This window comes from Pedobacter sp. (assembly GCF_965227205.1).
In the GTDB taxonomy this organism is placed as follows: Bacteria; Bacteroidota; Bacteroidia; order Sphingobacteriales; family Sphingobacteriaceae; genus Pedobacter.
Genome location: NZ_OZ245727.1, coordinates 1,601,833 through 1,623,838, shown reverse-complemented (window position 1 = coordinate 1,623,838; position 22,006 = coordinate 1,601,833). Strand labels below are relative to the sequence as shown.

Below are 22,006 nucleotides of genomic sequence, written 5' to 3'. Positions count from 1 at the left end.
AGAATTAAAACCTTTTGCTTAATCGCTTGTTGTTATTTCAAAAGCTGCATAAAATGATAAAATGTTTTATCTGGCCGAATAATCCAACTAACGCAAATTTTTTAACAATGGAAAATATAGATCCGAAACATACGGAAAGCGGAGAAGCTCCAAAACCGATAGAACAAGATTACGAAAGTCATAAAGAAGATCCGGGACCAGCAAAACCAGCAGTTACAGAAAAAGATGAAAATGGAGCAGGCTCTGTTTTAAAATGGATTTTGCCAATAGCTGTAATTATTGGTTTAATCGTATGGTTCGCGATGCGAAAATAATTAGCTTTAGTACAATTGAAAAAGCCGGTTATCGTAATGATAATCGGCTTTTTTTATGTTTTAAACTATTTTAGAAGTTTAACTTGATATAAATCTTTTCTTCTATCTTTTAAAACTTTAACCGTACCATAATGATGTAATTCATCCAGAAGATGTAAGTCCACATCAACAACCAATACCATTTCTGTATTTGGTGTAGCTTCTGCTTTTACAGCATTGGTTGGAAAGGCAAAATCAGATGGTGTAAAAACCGCTGATTGAGCGAATTGAATATCCATATTATTTACCTTTGGCAAATTACCAACGCAACCTGCAATTGCAACGTAACATTCATTTTCAATCGCCCTGGCCTGTGCACAATGCCTAACACGCGTGTAGCCATTTTGCGTATCGGTTAAAAACGGAACAAATAATATCTGCATTCCCTGGTCGGCATAAATTCTGCTCAACTCCGGAAACTCTACATCATAGCAAATTAAAATACCAATTTTACCACAATCTGTATCAAAAACCTGCACCTTATCTCCTCCAATCATACCATAATATTTTTGCTCATTAGGTGTAATGTGGATTTTCCTATATTCGTCTATCTTACCAGTTCTATGGCACAAATAAGTTGCATTATAGAGTTTTCCATCATCTAGCAATGGCATACTTCCCGTAATTATGTTTACGTTATAACTCAATGCATACTCATGCATTCTATCAACAATTTCTTGCGTTTTTTCAGCAAGCTTTCGCATCGCTTCAATTTCAGGTAAATGATTATAAGGTTGAAGTAGTGGTGTATTAAAGAGCTCAGGAAACATTACAAAATCAGATTTGTATCCGCTTAAAGCATCAACAAAAAACTCAACTTGCTCATAAAATGTATTTAAATCTGGAAATAATCGCATCTCCCATTGAACAAGACCCAATCTTATTGTCATAGCGGAACGGGCAGATGCATCAATTCCTTGATAATAAATATTATTCCACTCGATTAATGTTGCATATTCTTTAGATTCCTTATCTCCTGGAAGGTAATTTTTAAGAACTTTTCTAACGTGAAAATCATTAGAAATTTGAAAGGTAAGGGTAGGGTCGTAAATTTCCTTTGCTTTTACCTTATCAATATATTGTCTTGGTGTAAGCGTTTCTGCATAAGTATGGTAACCTGGTATTCTTCCTCCGGCGATGATACTTTTTAAATTAAGGCTTTCGCAAAGTTCCTTTCTCGCTTCGTAAAGCCTGCGACCTAATCTTAAACCTCTAAAATCAGGATGAACAAAGATTTCAATTCCATACAAAGTATCGCCATTCGGATCGTGAGTGGTGAATGAATAATCTCCTGTGATTAGCTTGTATGTATGTCTATCGCCATATTCATCGTACTCAACAATTATGGCTAAAGAACAGGCCACAACCTTATCATCTACCGCAATACATAATTGTCCTTCGGGAAAAATATTTAAGAGTTTTGCAATACTTGATTTTGGCCAGATAGAACCGCCCATACTATCATAGGCTTGCAACATGGATTCTTTTAAATCGGCGTAGTCTTCGAGCGTTAATTTTCGTAATTCAATATTCATAATTTGTTGGTTTTACAATTAATGAACAGAGAACTGATGGTAATGTTTTTTGTTTTTTGAGATGATTTTAGGTCTCACAGTAGATGTGAGTATATTCTGCCCGCAGATTTTCGCAGAAAAGGAACGCAGATTTAAAATTTTTTCTTTCAAATCTTATAATTAGATTTTAAAAATCCGCGTACATCTGCGGCTTTTATAATTTTAAATCTGCGGGAAAATCATTGTAAAAAGCTTTATAAAAAAAATCCGTAGGAAGAAACTAAAACAACTTCCCAGTTTGCCCTGGAAAAATCTTTTTCAAATGCTTATAAGCCGCTTCAGTAACTTCACGACCGCGTGATGTACGCATAATGTAACCTTCCTGAATTAAAAAAGGTTCGTAAACTTCTTCTATTGTACCTTCATCTTCTCCAACTGCAGTTGCAATGGTTTTTAAACCGACCGGGCCACCTTTAAATTTATCGATAATGGTAACCAAAATTCTATTATCCATTTCATCCAAACCATGTTCATCAACGTTTAATGCGTTTAAAGCATAGCTTGCAATTTCGGTATCTATGTTACCATTGCCTTTTATTTGAGCAAAATCTCTCGTTCTACGTAAAAGTGCATTTGCAATACGAGGCGTACCACGACTACGACGGGCAATTTCATAAGCACCTTCATCGCTGATTGGTGTTTTTAAAATCTCTGCAGAACGTAAAACAATTGTTGTTAATAGTTTTGCATCATAATATGCCAATCTTGCATTTATACCGAAACGAGCCCTTAATGGTGCGGTTAATAAGCCAGAACGGGTTGTTGCACCAACAAGTGTAAATGGATTTAATGAAATTTGAACCGACCTTGCATTTGGACCAGTTTCAAGCATGATATCAATCTTGAAATCTTCCATTGCGGAGTATAAATATTCTTCAACCAATGGTGATAAACGATGAATTTCATCAATAAATAAAATATCGCCTTCATCCAAACCTGTTAATAAACCGGCTAAATCGCCAGGTTTATCTAAAACTGGTCCGGAGGTTACTTTTATACCAGTAGCCATTTCATTGGCGATAATATGAGATAAAGTAGTTTTTCCCAATCCGGGAGGACCGTGAAGCAAAACATGGTCTAAAGATTCGCCACGTAACTTTGCCGCCTGAACAAAAATTTTCAGGTTTTCCATCACTTTTTCCTGCCCGGTAAAATCCTCAAAAGCCTGTGGACGCAAAACCCGCTCAATATCTCTATCGACTGGGGTTAGGTTTTCAGCTTCTGGATCAAGATTTTCATTCATATCAGCAAATATAAAATTAAATGCTAAAAAAATTAGGATTTTTTAAATTTGTTCGCTACAACTAATTCTTTCGAACCAGCGGTGTATTGATAAAAACCTTCGCCTGTTTTTACACCTTTTTTACCTGCAGCAATCATGTTAACCAAAAGCGGACAAGGTGCATATTTAGGATTTCCAAATCCATCATGCAAAACCTTCAATATCGCTAGGCAAACATCAAGTCCAATAAAATCAGCCAACTGAAGTGGCCCCATTGGATGCGCCATGCCTAGTTTCATTACGGTATCAATTTCATAAACACCAGCAACACCTTCATACAAAGTATAAATGGCTTCATTAATCATCGGCATCAAAATTCTATTGGCTACAAAACCTGGGTAATCATTTACTTCTACCGGAGTTTTTTGTAAACTTTCTGATAACGACATAATTGTTTTTGTAGTTTCATCACTTGTTTGGTAGCCACGAATAACCTCAACCAATTTCATTACCGGAACAGGATTCATAAAATGCATTCCAATAACCTTATCGCCACGATTTGTAACCGCTGCAATTTGAGTAATTGAAATAGAAGATGTATTTGATGCTAAAATTGCATCTGCAGGAGCATGAGTATCTAAATCTTTAAATATTTTCAGTTTTAGTTCGACATTTTCTGTAGCTGCTTCAACAATTAAATCTGCTGCAATTACGCCCTTACTAATTGAAGTGTAAGTTTCTATGTTGTTTAATGCATCGCTTTTTTGTGCTTCTGTTAAAGTTCCCTTGCCAATTTGTCTGTCTAAATTTTTGCTGATTGTTGTAATGGCTTTATCTAATGCATCCTGATTGATATCAACTAAATTCACTTTATACCCGAATTGCGCAAATGTGTGTGCAATTCCGTTTCCCATTGTACCCGAACCAATTACTGAAATATTCTTCATAATTATCTAAATTTCTCTTTTCTATTATCAGCTTTTAAAGCTTCTTAAACACTGTTCTTAATAATATTATTCAATCTTTTTGTTAAAAAATGTCATTTAACATTTTTATAATATTTTGTCGATACAAGTATTGTATTCATCGTTACTTAACATTTTTTATTTTCCAGAACCTTTTTATTAGTCCTCGAATTATTAATCATCGCATTTGTTCGTAAAGAACCGGAATTCCTCTCAAGTTTTCCAAATAGATGATAAATACAACTAATCATTTTGCAGGCTCGTTTAAGCAGGACTTATGGTTCTACATCGGCTGTGCTATGATTAATTCTTCAAATATATTATTAACAATTTAAACTAAAATTAATGTAAATGAAAAGAAAACTACTAAAGTGTTTGTTGTTCTTTATGGTGTTGCTGGTTACAAAAGTTTCGGCACAAGAAAGAACTGTTATGGGAGTGGTAACGGCAAAAGATGATGGACTGCCTTTACCTGGGGTTAGTATTAAGGTTTTAAATAGTAGAAATGGTGTTTCTACCGGAGCAGATGGTAGCTACTCTATCAAAGTTAGTTCAACTGCAATATTGCAATTTTCTTCAGTTGGTTACCTAACGCAGAATATTTCTGCCAGTAAATCGACAAAAATTAATGTTGCATTAGTTTCTGATGCGCAGGCACTATCTGATGTTGTTGTTATTGGTTACGGTACTGCAAAAAGAAAAGATGTTACTGGTTCAGTTGCGAGTATTAAAGGCGATGATTTAGCCGGAAAACCAGTTGCCAGTTTTGACCAGGCTTTAGCAGGTAAAGTTACTGGTGTACAGGTTACCAATTCGAGTGGTATTTTAGGTGCAGGTCCGCGTATTCGTATTCGTGGTACAAATAGTATTTCATCAGGCGCAGACCCATTGTATGTAGTTGATGGAATGGTGATTATATCAAGTGGATCAAGTAGTGTTGCATCTGTAAATCCGTTAGGAGATATTAATCCGAATGATATTCAAAGTGTTGATGTTTTGAAAGATGGTGCTGCAACAGCTATTTATGGTTCAAGAGGAGCAAATGGCGTAATCATCATCACTACTAAAAAAGGAACTAAGGGAAAAACTCAGGTAAATTATAATTCATGGTTTGCATGGGCTAATGTTTCTAAGCGTTTCGATTTATTAAATGCACAGGAGTTTGTAACCGTTGCCAACGAAAAACTTTCAAATGCAGGTACAACAACTGCTCAGGCGGTTTTATCAAACGATGCTTCTGGAAATGTAATTGATACCGATTGGCAGGATTTGGTTTTTAAAAAGGATGCTTTTCAGCAAAACCATAACATATCTTTCAGTGGTGCAACAGATTTATCGAACTATTATTTCTCTTTAGGATATGCAGATTTGCAAGGAACAACGGTTGCAAATAACCAAAGTAAATATCAGTTTTCGGGCAAATTTGAGCAAAAAGCACTTGCAAATTATTTAACCTTTGGTGCAAGTATTACAGGTTCTTATGTTAAAAACACAGGTTTAAACTCTGGAACGAGTTCATTATCAGGAAATATTGGTAACGCCATTAGAGCTTTACCTAATGTTGGTGCTTTTAATGCAGATGGAAGTTATAACCTAAGTTCTGATAACGCCCGTTTAGGTCGTGGAGCAAACTTAAGGGAGATTGATGATAACTACACCAACATTAAATATGTTTTGGATCACAACATCTTCAAAAATCAAACTTTAAGTTTATTAGGAAATGCTTTTGTTGATGTAAAAATTATTGATGGCTTAAATCTTCGTTCTCAGGTTTCTACAATGAATATTTTAGGGGAAGATTATCAATATTTAGATCCTTTACATGGTGATGGTGGTAGCGCAACCAAAGGTTATGAGTTTCAACAGTACATTCCGAGATTTAGATACAGCTGGACAAATACTGCTACTTACAACAAAACTATAGGCGACCATTCATTTGGTGCAACAGTAGGATTAGAGTATCAAAAATCTAAAAGCAGATCGTTTTACGCCAGTGGTTCTCAATTATCTAGTACATTTTTCAGCGGAGAAAATATCATAAGCAGTTCATTAACACAATCTACCTTTGGTATTGGTGGCGGTGTATCAGAAAATGCTTACAAATCATATTTCGCAAGAGCAAACTACAGCTACAAAGACCGTTATTTATTATCTGGAACGTACCGTATTGATGCCATTTCTTCATTGCCTTTAGGAAACCAAAGCGCAAAATTACCAGGTGTTTCTGCTGGTTGGAGATTATCTCAGGAAGATTTCATCAAAGGAAATGATGCATTCAAATTCATCAACGATTTCAAAATCAGAGGAAGTTATGCAAAAACTGGTAACACAGATATTGGAAATTATCCATTTGCAGGTACATTCAGCGCAGCGATTTATGGTGTGCAAAGCGGCTTGGCTTATACTCAGGTTGGTAACAGTTCGCTAAAATTTGAAACCAGTGGTAAATATGATGTGGGTGTTGATGCAACGTTATTTAATAACCGAATTACTTTAACCGCTGATTATTTTAAAAATAACATAGATAATTTAATTCTGGCTGCACCAACTGCACCTTCTTTGGGTGTTCCGGGTAATTCAATTAACCAAAACGTTGGTAAAATGTACAATAAAGGTTATGAATTTTCAGTAAGTGCCGATATTTTGAGAGATAGTCCTTTTAAATGGAATTCTACATTCAATATCACATTTGTTAAAAATAAGATTACCCAACTATCGAATAATAATTCAGATATCACTTACACTTATAACATCAATAGAGTTGGTGAATCAATTGGTTCAATTTATGGATTTGAATATGCTGGTGTAAATGCGGCAAATGGTAATCCGTTATATGTTAAAGCCGATGGTTCAATTATTCAAGGAAACATTGCAAATCAAACTTATTATGTTTACGATGCTGCAAACCCAACTGCTTTAACTACAGCAACTACATTAGCCGCAACAGATAAAAAGATTTTAGGTCAATCGAACCCAACTTATTATGGTGGTTTTGTAAATAATTTCAGCTACAAAGGCTTTGATTTAAACATCAACATGGTGTTTTCTGGTGGTAACAAAGTGATGAATATTACGCGTCAGGAAAGTCTTTTAAATCAAAAATTCTTAAATAACGGAACTGAAATTTTAGAAAGATGGACAACTGCTGGTCAAGTTACCAATGTGCCGAAACTTTATTATGGTAGAGATGCTTTTACAAATTTAACGTCAAGCGCAGTATCTCGCTTTGTTGAAGATGGCAAATTTATTCGTGCTCAGGATATTGTTTTGGGCTATTCTTTCCCGAAACTATTTACAGATAAAATTAAATTAAACCGATTACGCATTTATGCACAGGTTCAAAATGCATTTGTTATAACTCCATATTCTGGTTTAGATCCTGAATTAAATTATAGTACATCTACTAACAGTCAGGCTGGTTTGGATTACAATACCAATCCAAGAGCAAGAACATTTTTAGTGGGTTTAAATGTTGGATTTTAAGAATATACTGATATGAACAATTTTAAAATTAAAAATAAATTAGCTTACGCAGGATTGCTTTTAACCATGTTAACGGTAAGTTCTTGCGAAAAATATACAGAGTTGAATCCTATCAACTCACTATCAGAAGCAACGGCTTTTGATACCCCTGCAAATATCGAATTAGTGGCAGCGGGCGTTTACAATACTGCGGCAGTTGGTACATACAACGGTGGTTCAGGACGTGGTTATCCATTTGGTGCTGCTTCAATAGAACAAGTGGAGATGAGAGGGGAAGACATGGTTAACCTAGCAACCTTCTTCCAAATTACTTATGAGTCTACTTATACTTCAACAACGGCAAATAACATTAACCTTTGGAGCAATTTGTATGCACTGATTAATCAATGTAATATTCTGATTGCTGGTGTTGAAGCTGCTGCTGCGAAAGGAACAATTACAACTGCAGTTTCAACACAATATGCTGCGGAGGCCAGGTTTTTGAGAGCTTTAGCACACCACGAATTGGTTATTAATTTTGCCCGACCTTATGTTGATGGAAGTGGAAATAATATTGGAGTTCCTTATCGTACCGTTGCGGTTAACTCTACTGATGCCGTTACCACACAACTTTTAGTTCCGAGAGGAACCGTTGCCGAAGATTACACTAAAATTTTAGCTGATTTAGATTATGCTGAAACGAATTTACCTGCAACACGTTCTACCTATGCAATAACCAGAGCTACAAAAGCTGCTGCAATTGCTTTAAAAACTCGTGTTAAATTACACATGAACGATTTCGCTGGCGTAATTACAGAAGGCGCAAAATTAGGTACATCTGCAACAGCTGCTCCGTACACAAGTTCAATTGGTAATTATGCTTTAACGGCTTCGCCGGATGGTCCTTTCACAAACTTTAGCAGTAATACTGAATCTATTTTTTCTATTGAAAACAGTGCAGCTGCAAATGGTAGTGTAAACGGTGCTTTACCAAATATGTTTGGTCCGGCAAGTTTAGGCGGACGTGGTTTGGTTGCAACAAGCCCGAATTTATACAATGCAAGTTTTTGGGTAACTGGAGATACAAGAAGAACATTATTGCAGATACAGCAAACTACAACAGGAGCAAGGTATTTCTTTAATTATAAGTTTAGAGATTACACTAACAAAACCGATTATGCGCCAATTATCAGGTATGCTGAGGTATTGTTAAATGTTGCTGAAGCCTATTCAAGAACAACAGCGTTAGATTCCAGAGCACTAAGTTTACTAAATGCGGTTAGAAATAGAGCTGTACCAACTGCCAATCAATATACTATTGCCAGTTTTACAACTCAAAATGCATTAACCCAAGCGATTTTAAACGAACGAAGAGTCGAATTTGCTGGCGAGGGCAGAAGGTGGCCGGATATTACAAGGCTTTCTCAAGATGCTAATTTCCAGGTTGCAGGTGGTGGAATCCCGGCAAAGATTTTAGTTACAGCACTTAGTGGCACTGGTACAAATTGGGATGTTGTTTTAAGACCAACAACAGCTGCTGCAAAGGCTGCAATTCCTTACTCTGATTATAGATACATTTGGCCAATTCCGACTGATGAATTAAATGCAAACCCAAATATCAATCAAAATCCAGGATATTAGATTTTTTTAGTTTCCTATTTTCAACAAAGCTTTCTCGAAAGAGAAAGCTTTTGTTTTATATGTCCAAATAAGCCTGATTAAAACTCTAATTAATCGTGTTTAATTAGTTGAAAAACAATTATTTAATGTTAATAATTGTTAAAATAAATATTAAATATTATTGGTCGATACAATGTATTTATTCATCGATACACACTTTAAAACAGCCTTATTTTTCAAGACCTTTGATTCATCAAGAGAGAAAAAAAACTTGAATTAAAAAAAAATAATCGTCAAAGCTTGAAAAATCTGAGACGTTTTTATAAAGGCACTTCCTAGTAAAATTTAGGTTAGTTAATGATTAGTTAAAGAAAAGAGATATGGCTGGATAGCGTATCTCTTTTCATTTTTATATGTTTTTATGGTGCCAACCTGTTTTTTACCCAACTACCTTTTAAAAGTTCAAAGTTTATTCTATCGTGTAAACGGCTTCTGCGACCTTGCCAAAACTCAATTCTGGTTGGTTTTACAATATAACCACCCCAATGTGCTGGTTTAGCGATTGTCTTTCCATCACTTTTAGTTTTCAATTCCTCGAATTTTTCTTCTAAAAAAGTTCTGTTAGGGATAATCTGGCTTTGAGGAGATGCTACAGCACCAATCTGACTTGCAACCGGACGAGTAATAAAATATTCTTCAGATGTTTCTTTATCTAATTTTTCTACTGTTCCTTCAATTCTTACTTGCCTTTCTAAATCAGGCCAAAAGAAAACTAAAGCAGCGTAAGGATTGCGTTTTAATTCTTTTCCTTTGGCGCTTAGATAATTGGTGAAAAATCTAAAACCATCCTCATCAACACCTTTTAGTAAAACAATTCTGGCATCTGGCTTTCCGGCTTTATCGGCAGTGGCCAAAGTCATTACATTTGGTTCATAAACCTGTGCTTCCACGGCATTATCAAACCATTTTTTAAACTGAATAATAGGATTGTTATCTACGTCAGATTCATCTAACGTGGCGCTGATGTAATCTTGGCGCAGGTTTTGTAGAAATTCATTTGTAACTTGCATAAAACAAAAATAGGCATCTTTTACGGTGCTACAAATGATTATCATCATGCTTAATAATATAAAACCAAAAACCGGCCGATTATTGATTTCAGAACCATTTATGGCTGACCCAAATTTTAAACGTTCGGTAGTTTTATTAACCGAACATGGAGCCGATGGAACTGTGGGCTATATTCTAAATCAGGTTGGAAATTTATTATTGAAAGATGTTATTCAAGATTTGTGGGATGCAAACAATCACATCTATTTTGGTGGCCCAGTTGCTGCAGATACCTTACATTTTATCCATCGTGCTTACGATAAGCTGCAAAGCGGCGAAGAAATTGGTAATGGAATTTATTGGGGCGGAAATTTCGAAACCTTAAAAATTCTAATCAATACAAACGCAATCGACGAGAGTGAAATAAAATTCTTTATGGGTTATTCTGGTTGGGATGATGGACAACTAACCCGAGAATTGGAGCAGAATGCGTGGATGGTTGGCGATATTTCGCATCCCGATTTAATTTTTAATAACGATGATGAAAAACTTTGGAGAGATGTTATTGTAAACTTAGGTCCGAAGTATGCACATGTAAGCAATTTCCCTACTGACCCAAGTTTGAATTAAATAAGTTGTCATCTTGAGCTTGTCGAAAGATTATGCGTTTCTACAAGCTCAACGTGACATTTTATATTTGGTTCATTTCGTTTGCGCTTTCCTCAACTTTTCTTCTCAACTCATCTTTATAAGCCTGCATTTTAACCGTTAAAGATTCATCAGCCGTAGCTAAAATTTGAGCAGCCAATAAGCCTGCATTTTTCGCTGCATTTAAAGCCACAGTTGCAACTGGAATACCATTCGGCATTTGAAGAATTGATAGAATACTATCCCAACCATCAATAGAATTAGAAGATTTTACAGGAACACCAATAACTGGCAATGTAGTTATAGACGCAACCATGCCCGGTAAATGAGCCGCACCACCAGCGCCAGCTATAATTACTTTTAATCCCCTACCTTGTGCCTCTTTAGCATAATTGAACATGCGCTCTGGTGTTCTGTGGGCAGAAACAACCGTAATTTCATAGTCAATTCCAAATTCTTTTAAAACATCAGCAGCATCTTGCATAACGGGCAAATCAGATTTGCTGCCCATAATTATTCCAACTTTAGCACTCATTTTATATCCTAATCTTTAAATCTTTTTTCTTTATTCCTTAATCCTTGCTGTTTACTCTTTTAAGCAATAACTTTCAATGTTTTCTGTACGTATCTTGCTTTTTCAATAGCCTTTTCTCTATCAATATCAACAATCGTTACGTGACCCATTTTTCGGAAAGGCTTTGTATATTTTTTACCGTAAAGATGAACGAATACGCCATCAATCGCTAAAATCTTTTCTAAATTTTCATACTTTGCAACACCTTCAGAGCCCTTTTCGCCAAGCAAATTTATCATAATTGCATTTGTAATGCTGGTTGTATCGCCCAATGGCAAATTGTAAATAGAACGCAAATGTTGTTCAAACTGAGAAACATAATTTCCTTCAATAGTTTGGTGACCGCTATTGTGAGGGCGAGGAGCAACCTCATTCACCAACAACTCACCATCTTTACAAACGAACATCTCAACAGCCAAAATCCCTGTAATGTTCATCGAAGAAGCAATGTTTTTAGCAATGTTTTCAGCCTTTTGTTGCAAACTTTCGGCGTAAGTAGATGGAGAAATTAAAAACTCAACCAAATTAGCTTCCGGATTAAATTCCATTTCCACCATTGGGAAAGTTTTCATGTCGCCATTCGAGTTTCGGGCAACAATTACGGCAACTTCCTTTTCAAAATCGACTAATTTTTCAATAATACAAGGCGCATCAAAGGCCTTATCTAAGTCCGCAACGCCATTAATCCGCATTACGCCTTTACCATCGTAACCATCTTTGCGCAATTTTAAAATGTAGGGAAAAGGAATATGGCTATTTACCATATCCTCTTTTGTATTAACAATTTGAAAAGGAGAAGTAGGGATATCGTTTTCTTTAAAAAACTGTTTCTGAACGCCTTTATCCTGAATTAAACGAATCACTCTCGACTGCGGAAAAACCTGTTTTCCCTCTTTTTCGAGTTGCTCTAAAGCCTCAATATTAACCTTTTCTATTTCAATAGTGATAATATCGGCTTTCTTACCAAAATTATAAACCGTATTAAAATCGGTAATCGAACCATTTTCAAAATAGTTTGCAATATGCTTGCAAGGTGCGTCTGGGTCTGGGTCTAAAACTAACGAATTTACATTATAATTAATTGCCTGTTGAATGAGCATTCGGCCCAATTGTCCGCCTCCTAAAATACCTAGCTTTAATTCGCTTATCTGTTTTGCCATCAATAAAAGAGATTTTAAGTCGCAAAAATAGCAAAAAGAACAAGGATAAAGGCACAATGACAAATTTGTATCATTTAAGTTTCGAAGCGCAATTACACTGCAACTATTAAATGTCAGTCCCGCTTTTCGTTACAATCTTTTTGTCATTGTCACACTGAGCTTGTCGAAGTGCTGCACCAAAAAGTATTTCCACTTCAATCGAGGCTATTAAAAACAGATACTACAATAAACCTAAAACTTATAACTTTGCCACATGAATGCTGATGCAATAATTATTGGTGCAGGTGCTTGCGGATTAATGTGTGCAGTACAAGCTGGTTACTTAGGTAAAAAGGTTATTGTACTCGAAAAAAACGAAAAACCTGGCGCCAAAATCTTAATTTCTGGTGGCGGTCGTTGCAATTACACCAATCAATTTGCCTCAGCAGAACAATTTATTTCTGCAAATCCACATTTCATCAAATCATCTTTTACACAATGGACGGTTGATGATACCATCAGCTTTTTTGAAACCTATGGCATTCAAGGTAAGGAAAAAACATTAGGACAATTATTTCCTGATGATAAAAATGCTAAGGATGTTGTTCAAGTTTTTACATCCATTTGCGAAGATTTTGGTCAAGAGATTCGTTGCAATGCTGATGTGAAAGATATTGAGATATTACCAGATGGTTTCCAGGTTACTTATGAAAAGAATGGAAAAAAAGTTGTTTTAACATCCGAAAAACTCGTTATCGCCACTGGCGGATTACCAATACCAAAAATGGGCGCAACAGATTTCGCTTTGCGTTTCGCCCGAAAACACGATTTAAAAATTGTAGAAACTGCACCAGCTTTGGTTCCACTTACCATCACTGGAAAAGATGAAGAATGGTTTGCCCAGCTTTCTGGTAATTCTGTTTTTTGTGAGGTAAGCAACGATGAAATTTCTTTTGAAGAAAATATTTTATTTACGCACTGGGGTTTAAGCGGACCGGCAATTTTGCAAATTTCTTCATTCTGGAGAAGAGGCGAAGTGGTTAACCTAAATTTACTACCACATCATAATATCGCTTCGCTTTTAGATGATGAACGAAAATCTAACGGTAAAACGCTTTTATCAACTTTGTTGAATCGTTTCTATACTAAAAAATTTACCGATGCTTTAGGTAAATTCTTACCATTAACTAAACCGGTTGCAGCACTTACCAATCCTGAAATTCAATTAATAGAGCAAACCATTCACGAATTTAAAGTAAAACCCGCTGGCGATAAAGGTTACGATAAAGCCGAAGTAATGCGTGGTGGAATCGACACAAACGAAATTTCTTCTAAAACTTTAGAATGCAAAAAGATTCCAGGATTATTTTTCGGCGGAGAATGTTTGGACGTTACAGGTTGGTTAGGTGGTTATAATTTTCAATGGGCATGGGCAAGTGGTTTTGTAATCGCTCAGAATATTTAAACTTAGCTTTAAATTACTTCATTGCGAGGCACGAAGCAATCTTAAAGCGATAGGTATGAATAGCGAACGTTGTAGGATTGCTTCGTGCCTCGCAATGACGACCGCCTTAAAAGCCGCTTTAATCCCATTTTTTCTGTGCTTCCGTGACAATGCCTTAAATATTTCAATCTTAAAGCGATAGGTATGAATGGCGAACGTTGTAGGATTGCTTCGAGCCTCGCAATGACGACCGCTTACGAAAAGTATTAAATTCTGTGTTTCCGTGGCAAAATCACAAATAAACATTCGGCATGATTTCCCAAGCCCAAGGCTTTTTAAAAGTTTTAAAAGTCCTTAATTCAGAAAAATACAACACTTCACTGGTTTTACGATTGGTTACATCTCGTCGATGCAAATTACCAACTGTTGTAAACAATTCTCGGGTATTAAAATCGTAAATCCTTTCGGTCATGTCGCCTGTATTTTGGTTAAAATAGAGGTTTATTGCACTCGTTAAAAACCAATCTTTATTTTGAAATTTGAAAGTATAACCCATTTCCCAACGCCATTCTGCACCACCTTGAAAACGTAAATACAGTTGTTGGTCTTTAATGGCAATTTGTTGCAAAGGGTCGCCGAGTTTTCCGCCCTCTTCAGAACGAAGAATAAAATCGTTATTCTGGGTAGAGAGCTTGTAATTTCCGGTGGATTTATCCTTTAAAAAGATTGCCAGAATACGTGGTTTTTGAGTTTCTTTGATAATTTCAGAGTTATTATCGCCGTAAGTTCTGGTTTCACTGGTAATTTTATCCGATTCAAAAATTACGGCCATATCAAGTGCTCCATCATTATTTAAATCGCCATTGGCAGTTTCTATAACAGTCCAGTTGGTAGGAGTAAGTTGCTCAATGGAGTTTCCTTGAGGTTTTATTTTAGGGAATGTAAAAGTTTTTTGTGCAAAACTGATTTGAGCAAAAATCATTAGAGAAAATAAATACAAAACTTTCATTTTGGTAGAAATGGCGTTGATGTACTTTTAAAACGTTTGGAATGGAAATTTAGTTTAACAACTATACTAACAAACTCGTTATGCTGAATTTATTTCAGCATCTTGAAAGCGTAAAGATTCTGAAATAAATTCAGAGTGACGAAGGTATTATAACCCCAATCTTCTAAAATTCCCTTACTTTTGCAGAAAAAACACAATTCCTTTTGAAAGCCGAAATTTTTGCCATTACGCCGCCATTTACCCAACTGAATACTCCTTATCCAGCAACTGCGTATATCAAAGGTTTTTTGAATACTAAAAATATTTCTTCAACCCAAGCCGATTTAGGTATTGAAGTGATTCTGGAATTATTTTCAAAAAAAGGTTTAACCGATTTATTTGAGGTCAACAATCAGAAACCTAAAAGCGATAATGCAAAACGTATTTTAGCGCTAAAAGATGAATATTTAAAAACCATCGATGCTGTAATTGCATTTCTGCAAGGAAAGAATCCAACATTGGCATTGCAGATTTGTGGAGACGATTTTCTGCCGCAGGCTTCTCGCTTTGCGCAATTGGAAGAATTGGATTGGGCATTCGGTGCTATGGGAACGCAAGATAAAGCCAAACATTTGGCAACGCTTTACCTCGAAGATATTTCAGATTACATTGTGGAGTGTATTGATGAAAACTTTGGATTTAGCCGCTATGCTGAACGTTTAGGTAGAAGTGCCAACTCATTCGATGAATTGTATGAGGCTTTACAACAGGAACCAACTTACATTGATAATATCTTAATTTCAGTTTTAAAAGATAAAATTGAAACGATTCAGCCTAAGCTGTTTTTAATTTCTGTTCCATTCCCTGGAAATTTATACAGTGCTTTTCGTTGTGCACAATGGATAAAAACCAATCATCCCGAAATTAAAATATCGATGGGTGGTGGTTTTCCGAACACGGAATTACGTTCACTATCCGATAAAAGAGTTTTCGAGTTTTTCGATTTTATCACTTTGGATGATGGAGAATTGCCAATCGAATTGTTAATTCAGAACGTCAGTGGAACCGTTCCAAAAGAGATGCAAATGTACAAACGTACATTTCTTTTAGAAAATGGAGAAGTTGCTTATAAAAACGATTCGTTTAGAAAAGATTACAAACAAGCTGATGTTGGTACGCCAGACTATGCTGGTTTACTTTTAGATAAATATATTTCGGTTATCGAAATTGTAAACCCCATGCACCGCATGTGGAGCGATGGGCGATGGAATAAATTGACAATGGCGCATGGCTGTTATTGGGGAAAATGCACTTTTTGCGATATTTCTTTAGATTATATTAAAGTTTATGAGCCCGTTCAGGCGAAGCAAATTGTTGATAGAATTGAAGATTTATATACCAAAACTGGGCAAAACGGATTTCACTTTGTGGATGAAGCAGCTCCGCCAGCTTTGATGCGTGAGGTTGCCTTGGAAATTATCCGCAGAAAATTAGCAGTAACCTGGTGGACAAATATTCGTTTTGAGAAAAGTTTTACAGCCGATTTATGTTTATTACTTAAAGCATCGGGCTGTATTGCGGTTTCTGGTGGTTTGGAAGTTGCATCCGATAGATTATTAAAGCTAATCGATAAGGGCGTTACCGTTGAACAGGTCGCAAAAGTTACCCGGAATTTTACTGAAGCGGGCATTATGGTTCACGCTTATTTGATGTACGGTTATCCAACGCAAACCATTCAAGAAACTGTTGATAGTTTGGAAATGGTTCGCCAGTTATTCGAGGCTGGAGTTTTACAATCCGGTTTCTGGCATCAATTCGCTATGACTGCTCATAGTCCTGTGGGAATGTACCCAGAGAAATTTGGCGTTGTAAAGGAAACTGAAGCCATCGGTACTTTTGCCAATAACGATATTAATTACATTGATAAAACGGGTATCGACCATAATAAATTTAGCTTTGGATTGAAGAAATCGCTTTTCAATTTTATGCATGGAATTTGTTTTGATTACGAACTGCAAGACTGGTTCGATTTTAAAATTCCCAAAACAAAAATTCCAGCTGATTTTATTGAAAAAGCCTTGAATGATGATAATCATTTTAATACTAAACCAACCGCAAAGGTAGTTTGGATAGGAGGAAAACCTTCAGCAGAATTTTTTACCAAATCGAAAAAAGGAAATACCTGGGAAATGGCTTCACTCACTTTTCATGATAAAAAAGAAAGTTTTACCGTTCAAACCAATAAAGAAGAGGGTAAATGGCTTGTATCGATTTTGGAAAAAATCCATATTTTAAATGAAAAAGTTTTTTCTTTTGCTGAGGTTAAAGCCGATTTTGAAACGGAAATGGAAAATTTCGAATTGTTCTGGTATTCCAAACCAATTAATACTTTAAGGGATTTTGGATTGTTGGTTCTTTAACCATACTCAGAAGATATTGTCACGTTGAGCTTGTCGAAACGCTCTTATAAATTAATTGTTAAAAGTCCTTCGACAAGCTCAGGATGACATTTCGTGTAACAGAAATTTTTAGGCTGTCGTCATTCCCGTGAAAACGGGAATCTTAAAACGAACGTACATCACCTAAAACATTAAGATTCCCGCATATACGCGAGAATGACGAAAGCGTAGACCATATAAGGAACATAAGTTTCATTTAAGCTCAAAGCTTTGTATTTCCTTACGTCCCTTATATGGTAAATAAAAATAATTTAATCGCAATGTGGAACAGTATAATTCCACGTTTCTGATTCTCCATTTGGAATAATGAAACCAGTTCCTTTTGCACCTTCAAACCATAATTTTCCACGAAGTTTTTCTCTTGTACCAACTTCGTTCATGGTTACGCTATCATACAAGCGACCGTTAATCATCACATATTTAATTTTTTCAGAGTTGCGAATATCATCCAAAGGATTAGCATCCATAATTACTAAGTCAGCTAATTTTCCAACTTCTAGCGAACCGATTTCTTTATCCATCCCTAAATAATGTGCTCCATTTAATGTTGCATTTCTGATGGCTTGTAACGGAGAGAAACCACCTTGAACAAACATCCAAAGCTCCCAATGTGCACCTAAACCTTGAATTTGTCCGTGAGCACCTAAGTTTACTTTTGTACCACCATCAGCAATTTGTTTAGTTGCTTTTGCAATATCGATGTGATTGTAATCACTATATTCAGAAGTCGTTCTACGTCTCGCTCTCGAATCGATAATCGAACGTGGTGTATAAGTCATCAACTTTTCGTTTTCCCAAACATTGGTTCTATCGTACCAGTAATTTTCGCCCCACTGACCACCGTAAGCAACAATTAAAGTAGGCGTGTAACCAACAGTGGTACTATTCCAAAGCGTGGTCACATCTTTGTAAACTGGTAAAACCGGGATACTGTGTTCAATTCCGGTATGCCCATCTGCAACCATATTCATGTTATGGAAAAACGTAGAACCGCCTTCAGGAACAACTTCCATTTTTAATTGGCGAGCCGCTTCTAAAATTTGCTGACGCTGTTCTCTACGTGGTTGATTGTATGATTTTACCGAAAATGCACCAACTGCTTTTAAACGTTTTAGATTCGCCAAAGCATCATCCAAACTATTAATTACTACTTTGAAATCGCCATCGGCACCATATAAAATTCCGCCGGTTGAGTACACTCTTGGTCCAACCATTCTACCAGCTTTCAGCATTTCACTCTGACTGAAAACCATTTCCGTATTGCTTGATGGGTCGTGTGAAGTAGTAACGCCAAAAGCCAGATTTGCTAAATAACTCCAATCGCTTTGTGGTGAAATTCCATCCGGACTGGTGCGTAAATGCGCATGCACATCAATAATTCCCGGCATAATGGTTTTGCCGTTTACATCAATCACTTTTGCATTTGCCGGAATCGTTATAGCATCGGCTTTGCCAATTGAAGTGATTTTATTTCCATCGGTTAAAATTATCCCGTTTTCAATTACTTCATCGCCTTTCATCGAGATGATTCTTGCACCTTTAAGCGCCACTATTCCAGTTGGTGCATCCGATTTTAAAGTCAAATTGATATCAATTGAACTGGCCAGAGTTTTCGGTGTAGAACCATCAAAATTGAAAGCACTGTTTACATCAATGGTAAAATATTTCGGACCCAAAGTCCAGTGTAAATTTTTGCTGTCTGCACTCCATTGAATGTAAGTTCCGCCATCTGTAGTCACTTTTGCAACCGGAATGGCTTTATTTCCAGCCGATGCATCTTGCGCAACGCCAACATTTATCATCGGTGTGATGTAAACATTAAATAATTCATTAAAAGCTAACCATTTATTGTCTGGACTAACGATGAACTGATTGGCATATTGAGAAGTAAAATGCGTTCTTTCGTTTGCTCCGTTCAAATCAATACTTTTTAAAGCTTTCTTTCCGTCAGCATAACTTTGAAAATAAATTCTGGTATCAGTGTTATTAAATGATGGTTTTATTCCATTTTCCGAAACTAAAGTCTTAGCACCGCCGTTTGATGCCATCGTGAAGATTCCTGTTCCACGGCCATAATTGTATCCTAAAACATCATTTCCACTTCCTTTTCTGAAAACGATTTTATCACCTTTGGTAGAATATTGCGGTGAATAATAAAAGCCTTTTTCATCACTCAATGTAATAGTTTTGCCCGATTTTAAATCTGCTCTTTTAATTGACCCGCGAAGTTCATCGCTCCAACTAACATAAACAACATATCTTCCATCCGGACTAAAAGACGGTTCAAATTCAAAATCTAAACCATTTGTTAAACGCTCAGGAGCGCCATTTGGTAATTCCTGTTTGTATAAAAATCCGGCAGCATTAAATACAATTGTTTTGCCATCAGGCGATGTAGTTAATTGGCGTAACATTTTGGCAGAGAAATCATTATTGAAAACTTGTTGCTCAAAATGCAGAGCTTGTTGAACAGTTTGAACTGTATTTGCCTGAAAAGGAATTGTTGAAGTAATTAGCGATGCTAACTCAGTTTTCCTGATTTTTCCTTTTGCATAAAAAACTAAACTTTTGCTGTCTGGAGTCCATGCAAAGTTTGGATAAACACCAAAAATTGCCCAGGTTTCTTGCTGATCGTGAGATAAATCTTCGTTAACCGGCCATTCCTCCCCGGTTTTAATATTCTGAACATATAAGGTAGATTTTAACCTAACACGTTTAACGAAAGCAATTAAATTTCCATCAGAAGAAACCTGCGGACGACAAGCGCCACCTTGCTCATTAATTAAAGTTGTTAATTTTCCTGTCGTCAAATCCAATTGGCGAATGGCGTAAATTGTTCCATTTGGGTCTTTACTGTACTCAAAATTTGGTCCGGGTGTTACATCTTCGCTGAAATAAACATATTTTCCATCAGGCGAAACATTTGGCTCTCCTGCATCTTGCTGGTCGTTTTTACGTTTGGTTAGCTGCACGCCATCGCCGCCATTAATGTTGTACATCCACATTTCGCCTGCGCCTAAAGAACGGCCTGCGGTGAAGTGCTTTCTAGCAACAATATATTCGCTATTTGGCATCCAAGTTGCGTTGTTTAACAACCTAAAACTTTCTTTGGTTACTTGTTTTTTATTGGAACCATCGCGAGCCATAATCCAAATGTTATCGCCACCGCTTTTATCACTCGTATAAGAAATATATTTACCGTTGGGGCTAAATCTTGGCTGCACATCATAAGCGACTCCGCCACTTATCAGCTTTGCTTGTCCGCCTGCAATTGGCATCGTGTAAATATCGCCCAATAAATCGAAAACAATTTCTTGTCCATCCGGACTAACATCCAGATTCATCCAAGTACCTTCATCAGTATTTAATGTAAAGTTTTTAGTTGTGCCTTGGTATTTCTCTACATCCCATTTTTTTTCCTGGGCATTTGTAGTTAGAAATAATAAAGAGAGTGCTGAAAGAAAATAGAGTTGCTTCATTATATATTGAAATCTTATTTAAATAATTCGTGTATTTTTTGTTGTAATAATTTTTTATCGGGTAATTGGGTTTTGTATTCTGATACCAAAGTTGGCGAAAGACTTCGACTTAAAGCATATTCAACAACTTCATTGTCTTTATCTTTACAAAGCAAAATCCCAATACTTGGATTCTCATTTACTTTTTTAACATCTCTATCTAACGCTTCTAGGTAAAAATTTAATTGCCCTAAATGCTCTGGCTTAAACTTATCGACCTTTAATTCGAAAGCTACTAGGCATTGTAAACCACGATGATAAAAAAGTAAATCAATGTAGAAATCGCTTTTTCCAACTTGTATTTTGTATTCTTCGCTGATAAACAAAAAATCCTTTCCTAATTCCAGAATGAAATTTTTCATCTGGAGGATTAGACTTTTCTGCAAATCGCTTTCGTTATGAGGTTCAGGGAGATTTAGAAATTCGAAAACATAGCTATCCTTAAAATTGCTTTCTATGTCTTGATGCATTTCTCTCAGCACTGCTGAGAGTTTTATATTGCCTGAAATAGAGCGCTCAAAAAAACTTGTATTAATTTGTCTTTCCAATTCCCTTGAACTATAATTCTCTCTCTTACAAATTTTCAAATAGAATTCCTGCTCTTCAATTGATTTTGTGCGTGACAAAATGATTAGATTATTGGTCCAGCTAATTTCTCTCACCAGTGGCGAGAGTTTTGGGAAATCTTTATAATTCTCATAAAATTGTTTCATACGCCAAAGATTTTTATCCGAAAAACCCTTTAAATTAGGTTCCTGCTTTGATAAAAATTCTGCCAATTGTTTTACTACCGATTGCCCCCATTCGGCATTATTAACCTTGTTATGGATGTGTTCTCCAATGTTCCAATAAAGATTTATAAGAGCAGAATTTACGTTTTTTAAAGCTGTATTTCTAGCATCTTTAATTAAAGCAACGATATGTGCAAACTGATTTTCTAACATTAAATATTCTGTAAAACAAAGTTAATAATCTTTTTCAAGATGATTA

Annotated in this window: 15 protein-coding genes; 6 read left to right on the top strand and 9 right to left on the bottom strand. The window is 36.0% G+C overall.

The window, feature by feature from the left end; genetic code table 11:
• Nucleotides 1-107 precede the first annotated feature (107 nt).
• Nucleotides 108-314 carry a hypothetical protein gene (locus ACO05K_RS07015; RefSeq protein ID WP_421943732.1) on the top strand — a complete coding sequence of 69 codons (207 nt, stop codon included), beginning with the start codon at nt 108-110 and terminating at the stop codon, nt 312-314.
• A 65-nt stretch (nt 315-379) separates the two neighbouring features.
• Here ACO05K_RS07015 and ACO05K_RS07010 read toward each other — a convergent pair whose 3' ends face one another.
• The 3 genes from ACO05K_RS07010 to ACO05K_RS07000 form a co-directional block, all read right to left on the bottom strand.
• The gene (locus ACO05K_RS07010; RefSeq protein WP_421943731.1) at nt 380-1,888 is read right to left on the bottom strand and encodes a GNAT family N-acetyltransferase; all 1,509 of its coding nucleotides are present in this window, start codon (nt 1,886-1,888) and stop codon (nt 380-382) included.
• A 259-nt stretch (nt 1,889-2,147) separates the two neighbouring features.
• Nucleotides 2,148-3,170: a Holliday junction branch migration DNA helicase RuvB gene (gene ruvB, locus ACO05K_RS07005; protein WP_421943730.1), complete on the bottom strand. Its 1,023-nt coding sequence runs from the start codon at nt 3,168-3,170 to the stop codon at nt 2,148-2,150.
• Between the two features lie 32 nt (nt 3,171-3,202).
• Nucleotides 3,203-4,096 carry a 3-hydroxybutyryl-CoA dehydrogenase gene (locus ACO05K_RS07000; RefSeq protein WP_421943729.1) on the bottom strand — a complete coding sequence of 298 codons (894 nt, stop codon included), beginning with the start codon at nt 4,094-4,096 and terminating at the stop codon, nt 3,203-3,205.
• Nucleotides 4,097-4,465: 369 nt separating this feature from the next.
• Between ACO05K_RS07000 and ACO05K_RS06995 the strand changes: the two genes are divergently transcribed.
• Both ACO05K_RS06995 and ACO05K_RS06990 read left to right on the top strand, forming a co-directional pair.
• Nucleotides 4,466-7,597, top strand: coding sequence for a SusC/RagA family TonB-linked outer membrane protein (locus ACO05K_RS06995; RefSeq protein ID WP_421943728.1), 3,132 nt, complete (start codon nt 4,466-4,468; stop codon nt 7,595-7,597).
• A gap of 12 nt (nt 7,598-7,609) precedes the next feature.
• On the top strand, nt 7,610-9,217 hold the full coding sequence (locus ACO05K_RS06990; RefSeq protein WP_421943727.1) for a RagB/SusD family nutrient uptake outer membrane protein: 1,608 nt from the start codon (nt 7,610-7,612) through the stop codon (nt 9,215-9,217).
• Nucleotides 9,218-9,615: 398 nt separating this feature from the next.
• Here the strand turns inward: ACO05K_RS06990 and pdxH are convergent, their stop codons facing one another.
• A complete protein-coding gene (pdxH, locus tag ACO05K_RS06985) occupies nt 9,616-10,266 on the bottom strand; it encodes a pyridoxamine 5'-phosphate oxidase (RefSeq protein WP_421946283.1) in 651 nt (216 codons plus the stop codon).
• A gap of 46 nt (nt 10,267-10,312) precedes the next feature.
• Here pdxH and ACO05K_RS06980 point away from each other — a divergent pair, with 46 nt between their 5' ends.
• Entirely contained in the window at nt 10,313-10,876 is a 564-nt protein-coding gene (locus ACO05K_RS06980; protein WP_421943726.1) for a YqgE/AlgH family protein, read from the top strand.
• Between the two features lie 61 nt (nt 10,877-10,937).
• On the opposite strand, the gene purE is transcribed toward ACO05K_RS06980, so the two are convergent.
• Complete coding sequence (purE, locus tag ACO05K_RS06975) at nt 10,938-11,429, bottom strand: 5-(carboxyamino)imidazole ribonucleotide mutase (protein ID WP_421943725.1); 492 nt, start codon at nt 11,427-11,429, stop codon at nt 10,938-10,940.
• A 59-nt stretch (nt 11,430-11,488) separates the two neighbouring features.
• A complete protein-coding gene (locus ACO05K_RS06970) occupies nt 11,489-12,628 on the bottom strand; it encodes a 5-(carboxyamino)imidazole ribonucleotide synthase (RefSeq protein ID WP_421943724.1) in 1,140 nt (379 codons plus the stop codon).
• 253 nt (nt 12,629-12,881) lie between these two features.
• On the opposite strand from ACO05K_RS06970, the gene ACO05K_RS06965 reads away from it, so the two are divergent.
• Complete coding sequence (locus ACO05K_RS06965; RefSeq protein ID WP_421943723.1) at nt 12,882-14,072, top strand: NAD(P)/FAD-dependent oxidoreductase; 1,191 nt, start codon at nt 12,882-12,884, stop codon at nt 14,070-14,072.
• 271 nt (nt 14,073-14,343) lie between these two features.
• Here ACO05K_RS06965 and ACO05K_RS06960 read toward each other — a convergent pair whose 3' ends face one another.
• Nucleotides 14,344-15,033: a hypothetical protein gene (locus tag ACO05K_RS06960; protein WP_421943722.1), complete on the bottom strand. Its 690-nt coding sequence runs from the start codon at nt 15,031-15,033 to the stop codon at nt 14,344-14,346.
• A 230-nt stretch (nt 15,034-15,263) separates the two neighbouring features.
• On the opposite strand from ACO05K_RS06960, the gene ACO05K_RS06955 reads away from it, so the two are divergent.
• Nucleotides 15,264-17,459, top strand: a complete 2,196-nt coding sequence (locus ACO05K_RS06955) for a B12-binding domain-containing radical SAM protein (protein ID WP_421943721.1) — start codon at nt 15,264-15,266, stop codon at nt 17,457-17,459.
• 290 nt (nt 17,460-17,749) lie between these two features.
• Here ACO05K_RS06955 and ACO05K_RS06950 read toward each other — a convergent pair whose 3' ends face one another.
• Both ACO05K_RS06950 and ACO05K_RS06945 read right to left on the bottom strand, forming a co-directional pair.
• Nucleotides 17,750-20,977 (bottom strand): amidohydrolase family protein, encoded by a 3,228-nt coding sequence (locus tag ACO05K_RS06950; RefSeq protein WP_421943720.1) that lies wholly within the window; start codon nt 20,975-20,977, stop codon nt 17,750-17,752.
• 14 nt (nt 20,978-20,991) lie between these two features.
• Nucleotides 20,992-21,960 carry a PDDEXK nuclease domain-containing protein gene (locus tag ACO05K_RS06945; protein WP_421943719.1) on the bottom strand — a complete coding sequence of 323 codons (969 nt, stop codon included), beginning with the start codon at nt 21,958-21,960 and terminating at the stop codon, nt 20,992-20,994.
• Between the last annotated feature and the right edge of the window lie 46 nt (nt 21,961-22,006).

What these genes read in the sequence shown, in the direction of transcription:
- ACO05K_RS07015 (WP_421943732.1), top strand. Translation starts at nt 108, where the DNA reads ATGGAAAATATAGATCCGAAACATACGGAAAGCGGAGAAGCTCCAAAA.
- ACO05K_RS07010 (WP_421943731.1), bottom strand. Translation starts at nt 1,888, where the DNA reads ATGAATATTGAATTACGAAAATTAACGCTCGAAGACTACGCCGATTTA.
- ruvB (WP_421943730.1), bottom strand. Translation starts at nt 3,170, where the DNA reads ATGAATGAAAATCTTGATCCAGAAGCTGAAAACCTAACCCCAGTCGAT.
- ACO05K_RS07000 (WP_421943729.1), bottom strand. Translation starts at nt 4,096, where the DNA reads ATGAAGAATATTTCAGTAATTGGTTCGGGTACAATGGGAAACGGAATT.
- ACO05K_RS06995 (WP_421943728.1), top strand. Translation starts at nt 4,466, where the DNA reads ATGAAAAGAAAACTACTAAAGTGTTTGTTGTTCTTTATGGTGTTGCTG.
- ACO05K_RS06990 (WP_421943727.1), top strand. Translation starts at nt 7,610, where the DNA reads ATGAACAATTTTAAAATTAAAAATAAATTAGCTTACGCAGGATTGCTT.
- pdxH (WP_421946283.1), bottom strand. Translation starts at nt 10,266, where the DNA reads ATGCAAGTTACAAATGAATTTCTACAAAACCTGCGCCAAGATTACATC.
- ACO05K_RS06980 (WP_421943726.1), top strand. Translation starts at nt 10,313, where the DNA reads ATGCTTAATAATATAAAACCAAAAACCGGCCGATTATTGATTTCAGAA.
- purE (WP_421943725.1), bottom strand. Translation starts at nt 11,429, where the DNA reads ATGAGTGCTAAAGTTGGAATAATTATGGGCAGCAAATCTGATTTGCCC.
- ACO05K_RS06970 (WP_421943724.1), bottom strand. Translation starts at nt 12,628, where the DNA reads ATGGCAAAACAGATAAGCGAATTAAAGCTAGGTATTTTAGGAGGCGGA.
- ACO05K_RS06965 (WP_421943723.1), top strand. Translation starts at nt 12,882, where the DNA reads ATGAATGCTGATGCAATAATTATTGGTGCAGGTGCTTGCGGATTAATG.
- ACO05K_RS06960 (WP_421943722.1), bottom strand. Translation starts at nt 15,033, where the DNA reads ATGATTTTTGCTCAAATCAGTTTTGCACAAAAAACTTTTACATTCCCT.
- ACO05K_RS06950 (WP_421943720.1), bottom strand. Translation starts at nt 20,977, where the DNA reads ATGAAGCAACTCTATTTTCTTTCAGCACTCTCTTTATTATTTCTAACT.
- ACO05K_RS06945 (WP_421943719.1), bottom strand. Translation starts at nt 21,960, where the DNA reads ATGTTAGAAAATCAGTTTGCACATATCGTTGCTTTAATTAAAGATGCT.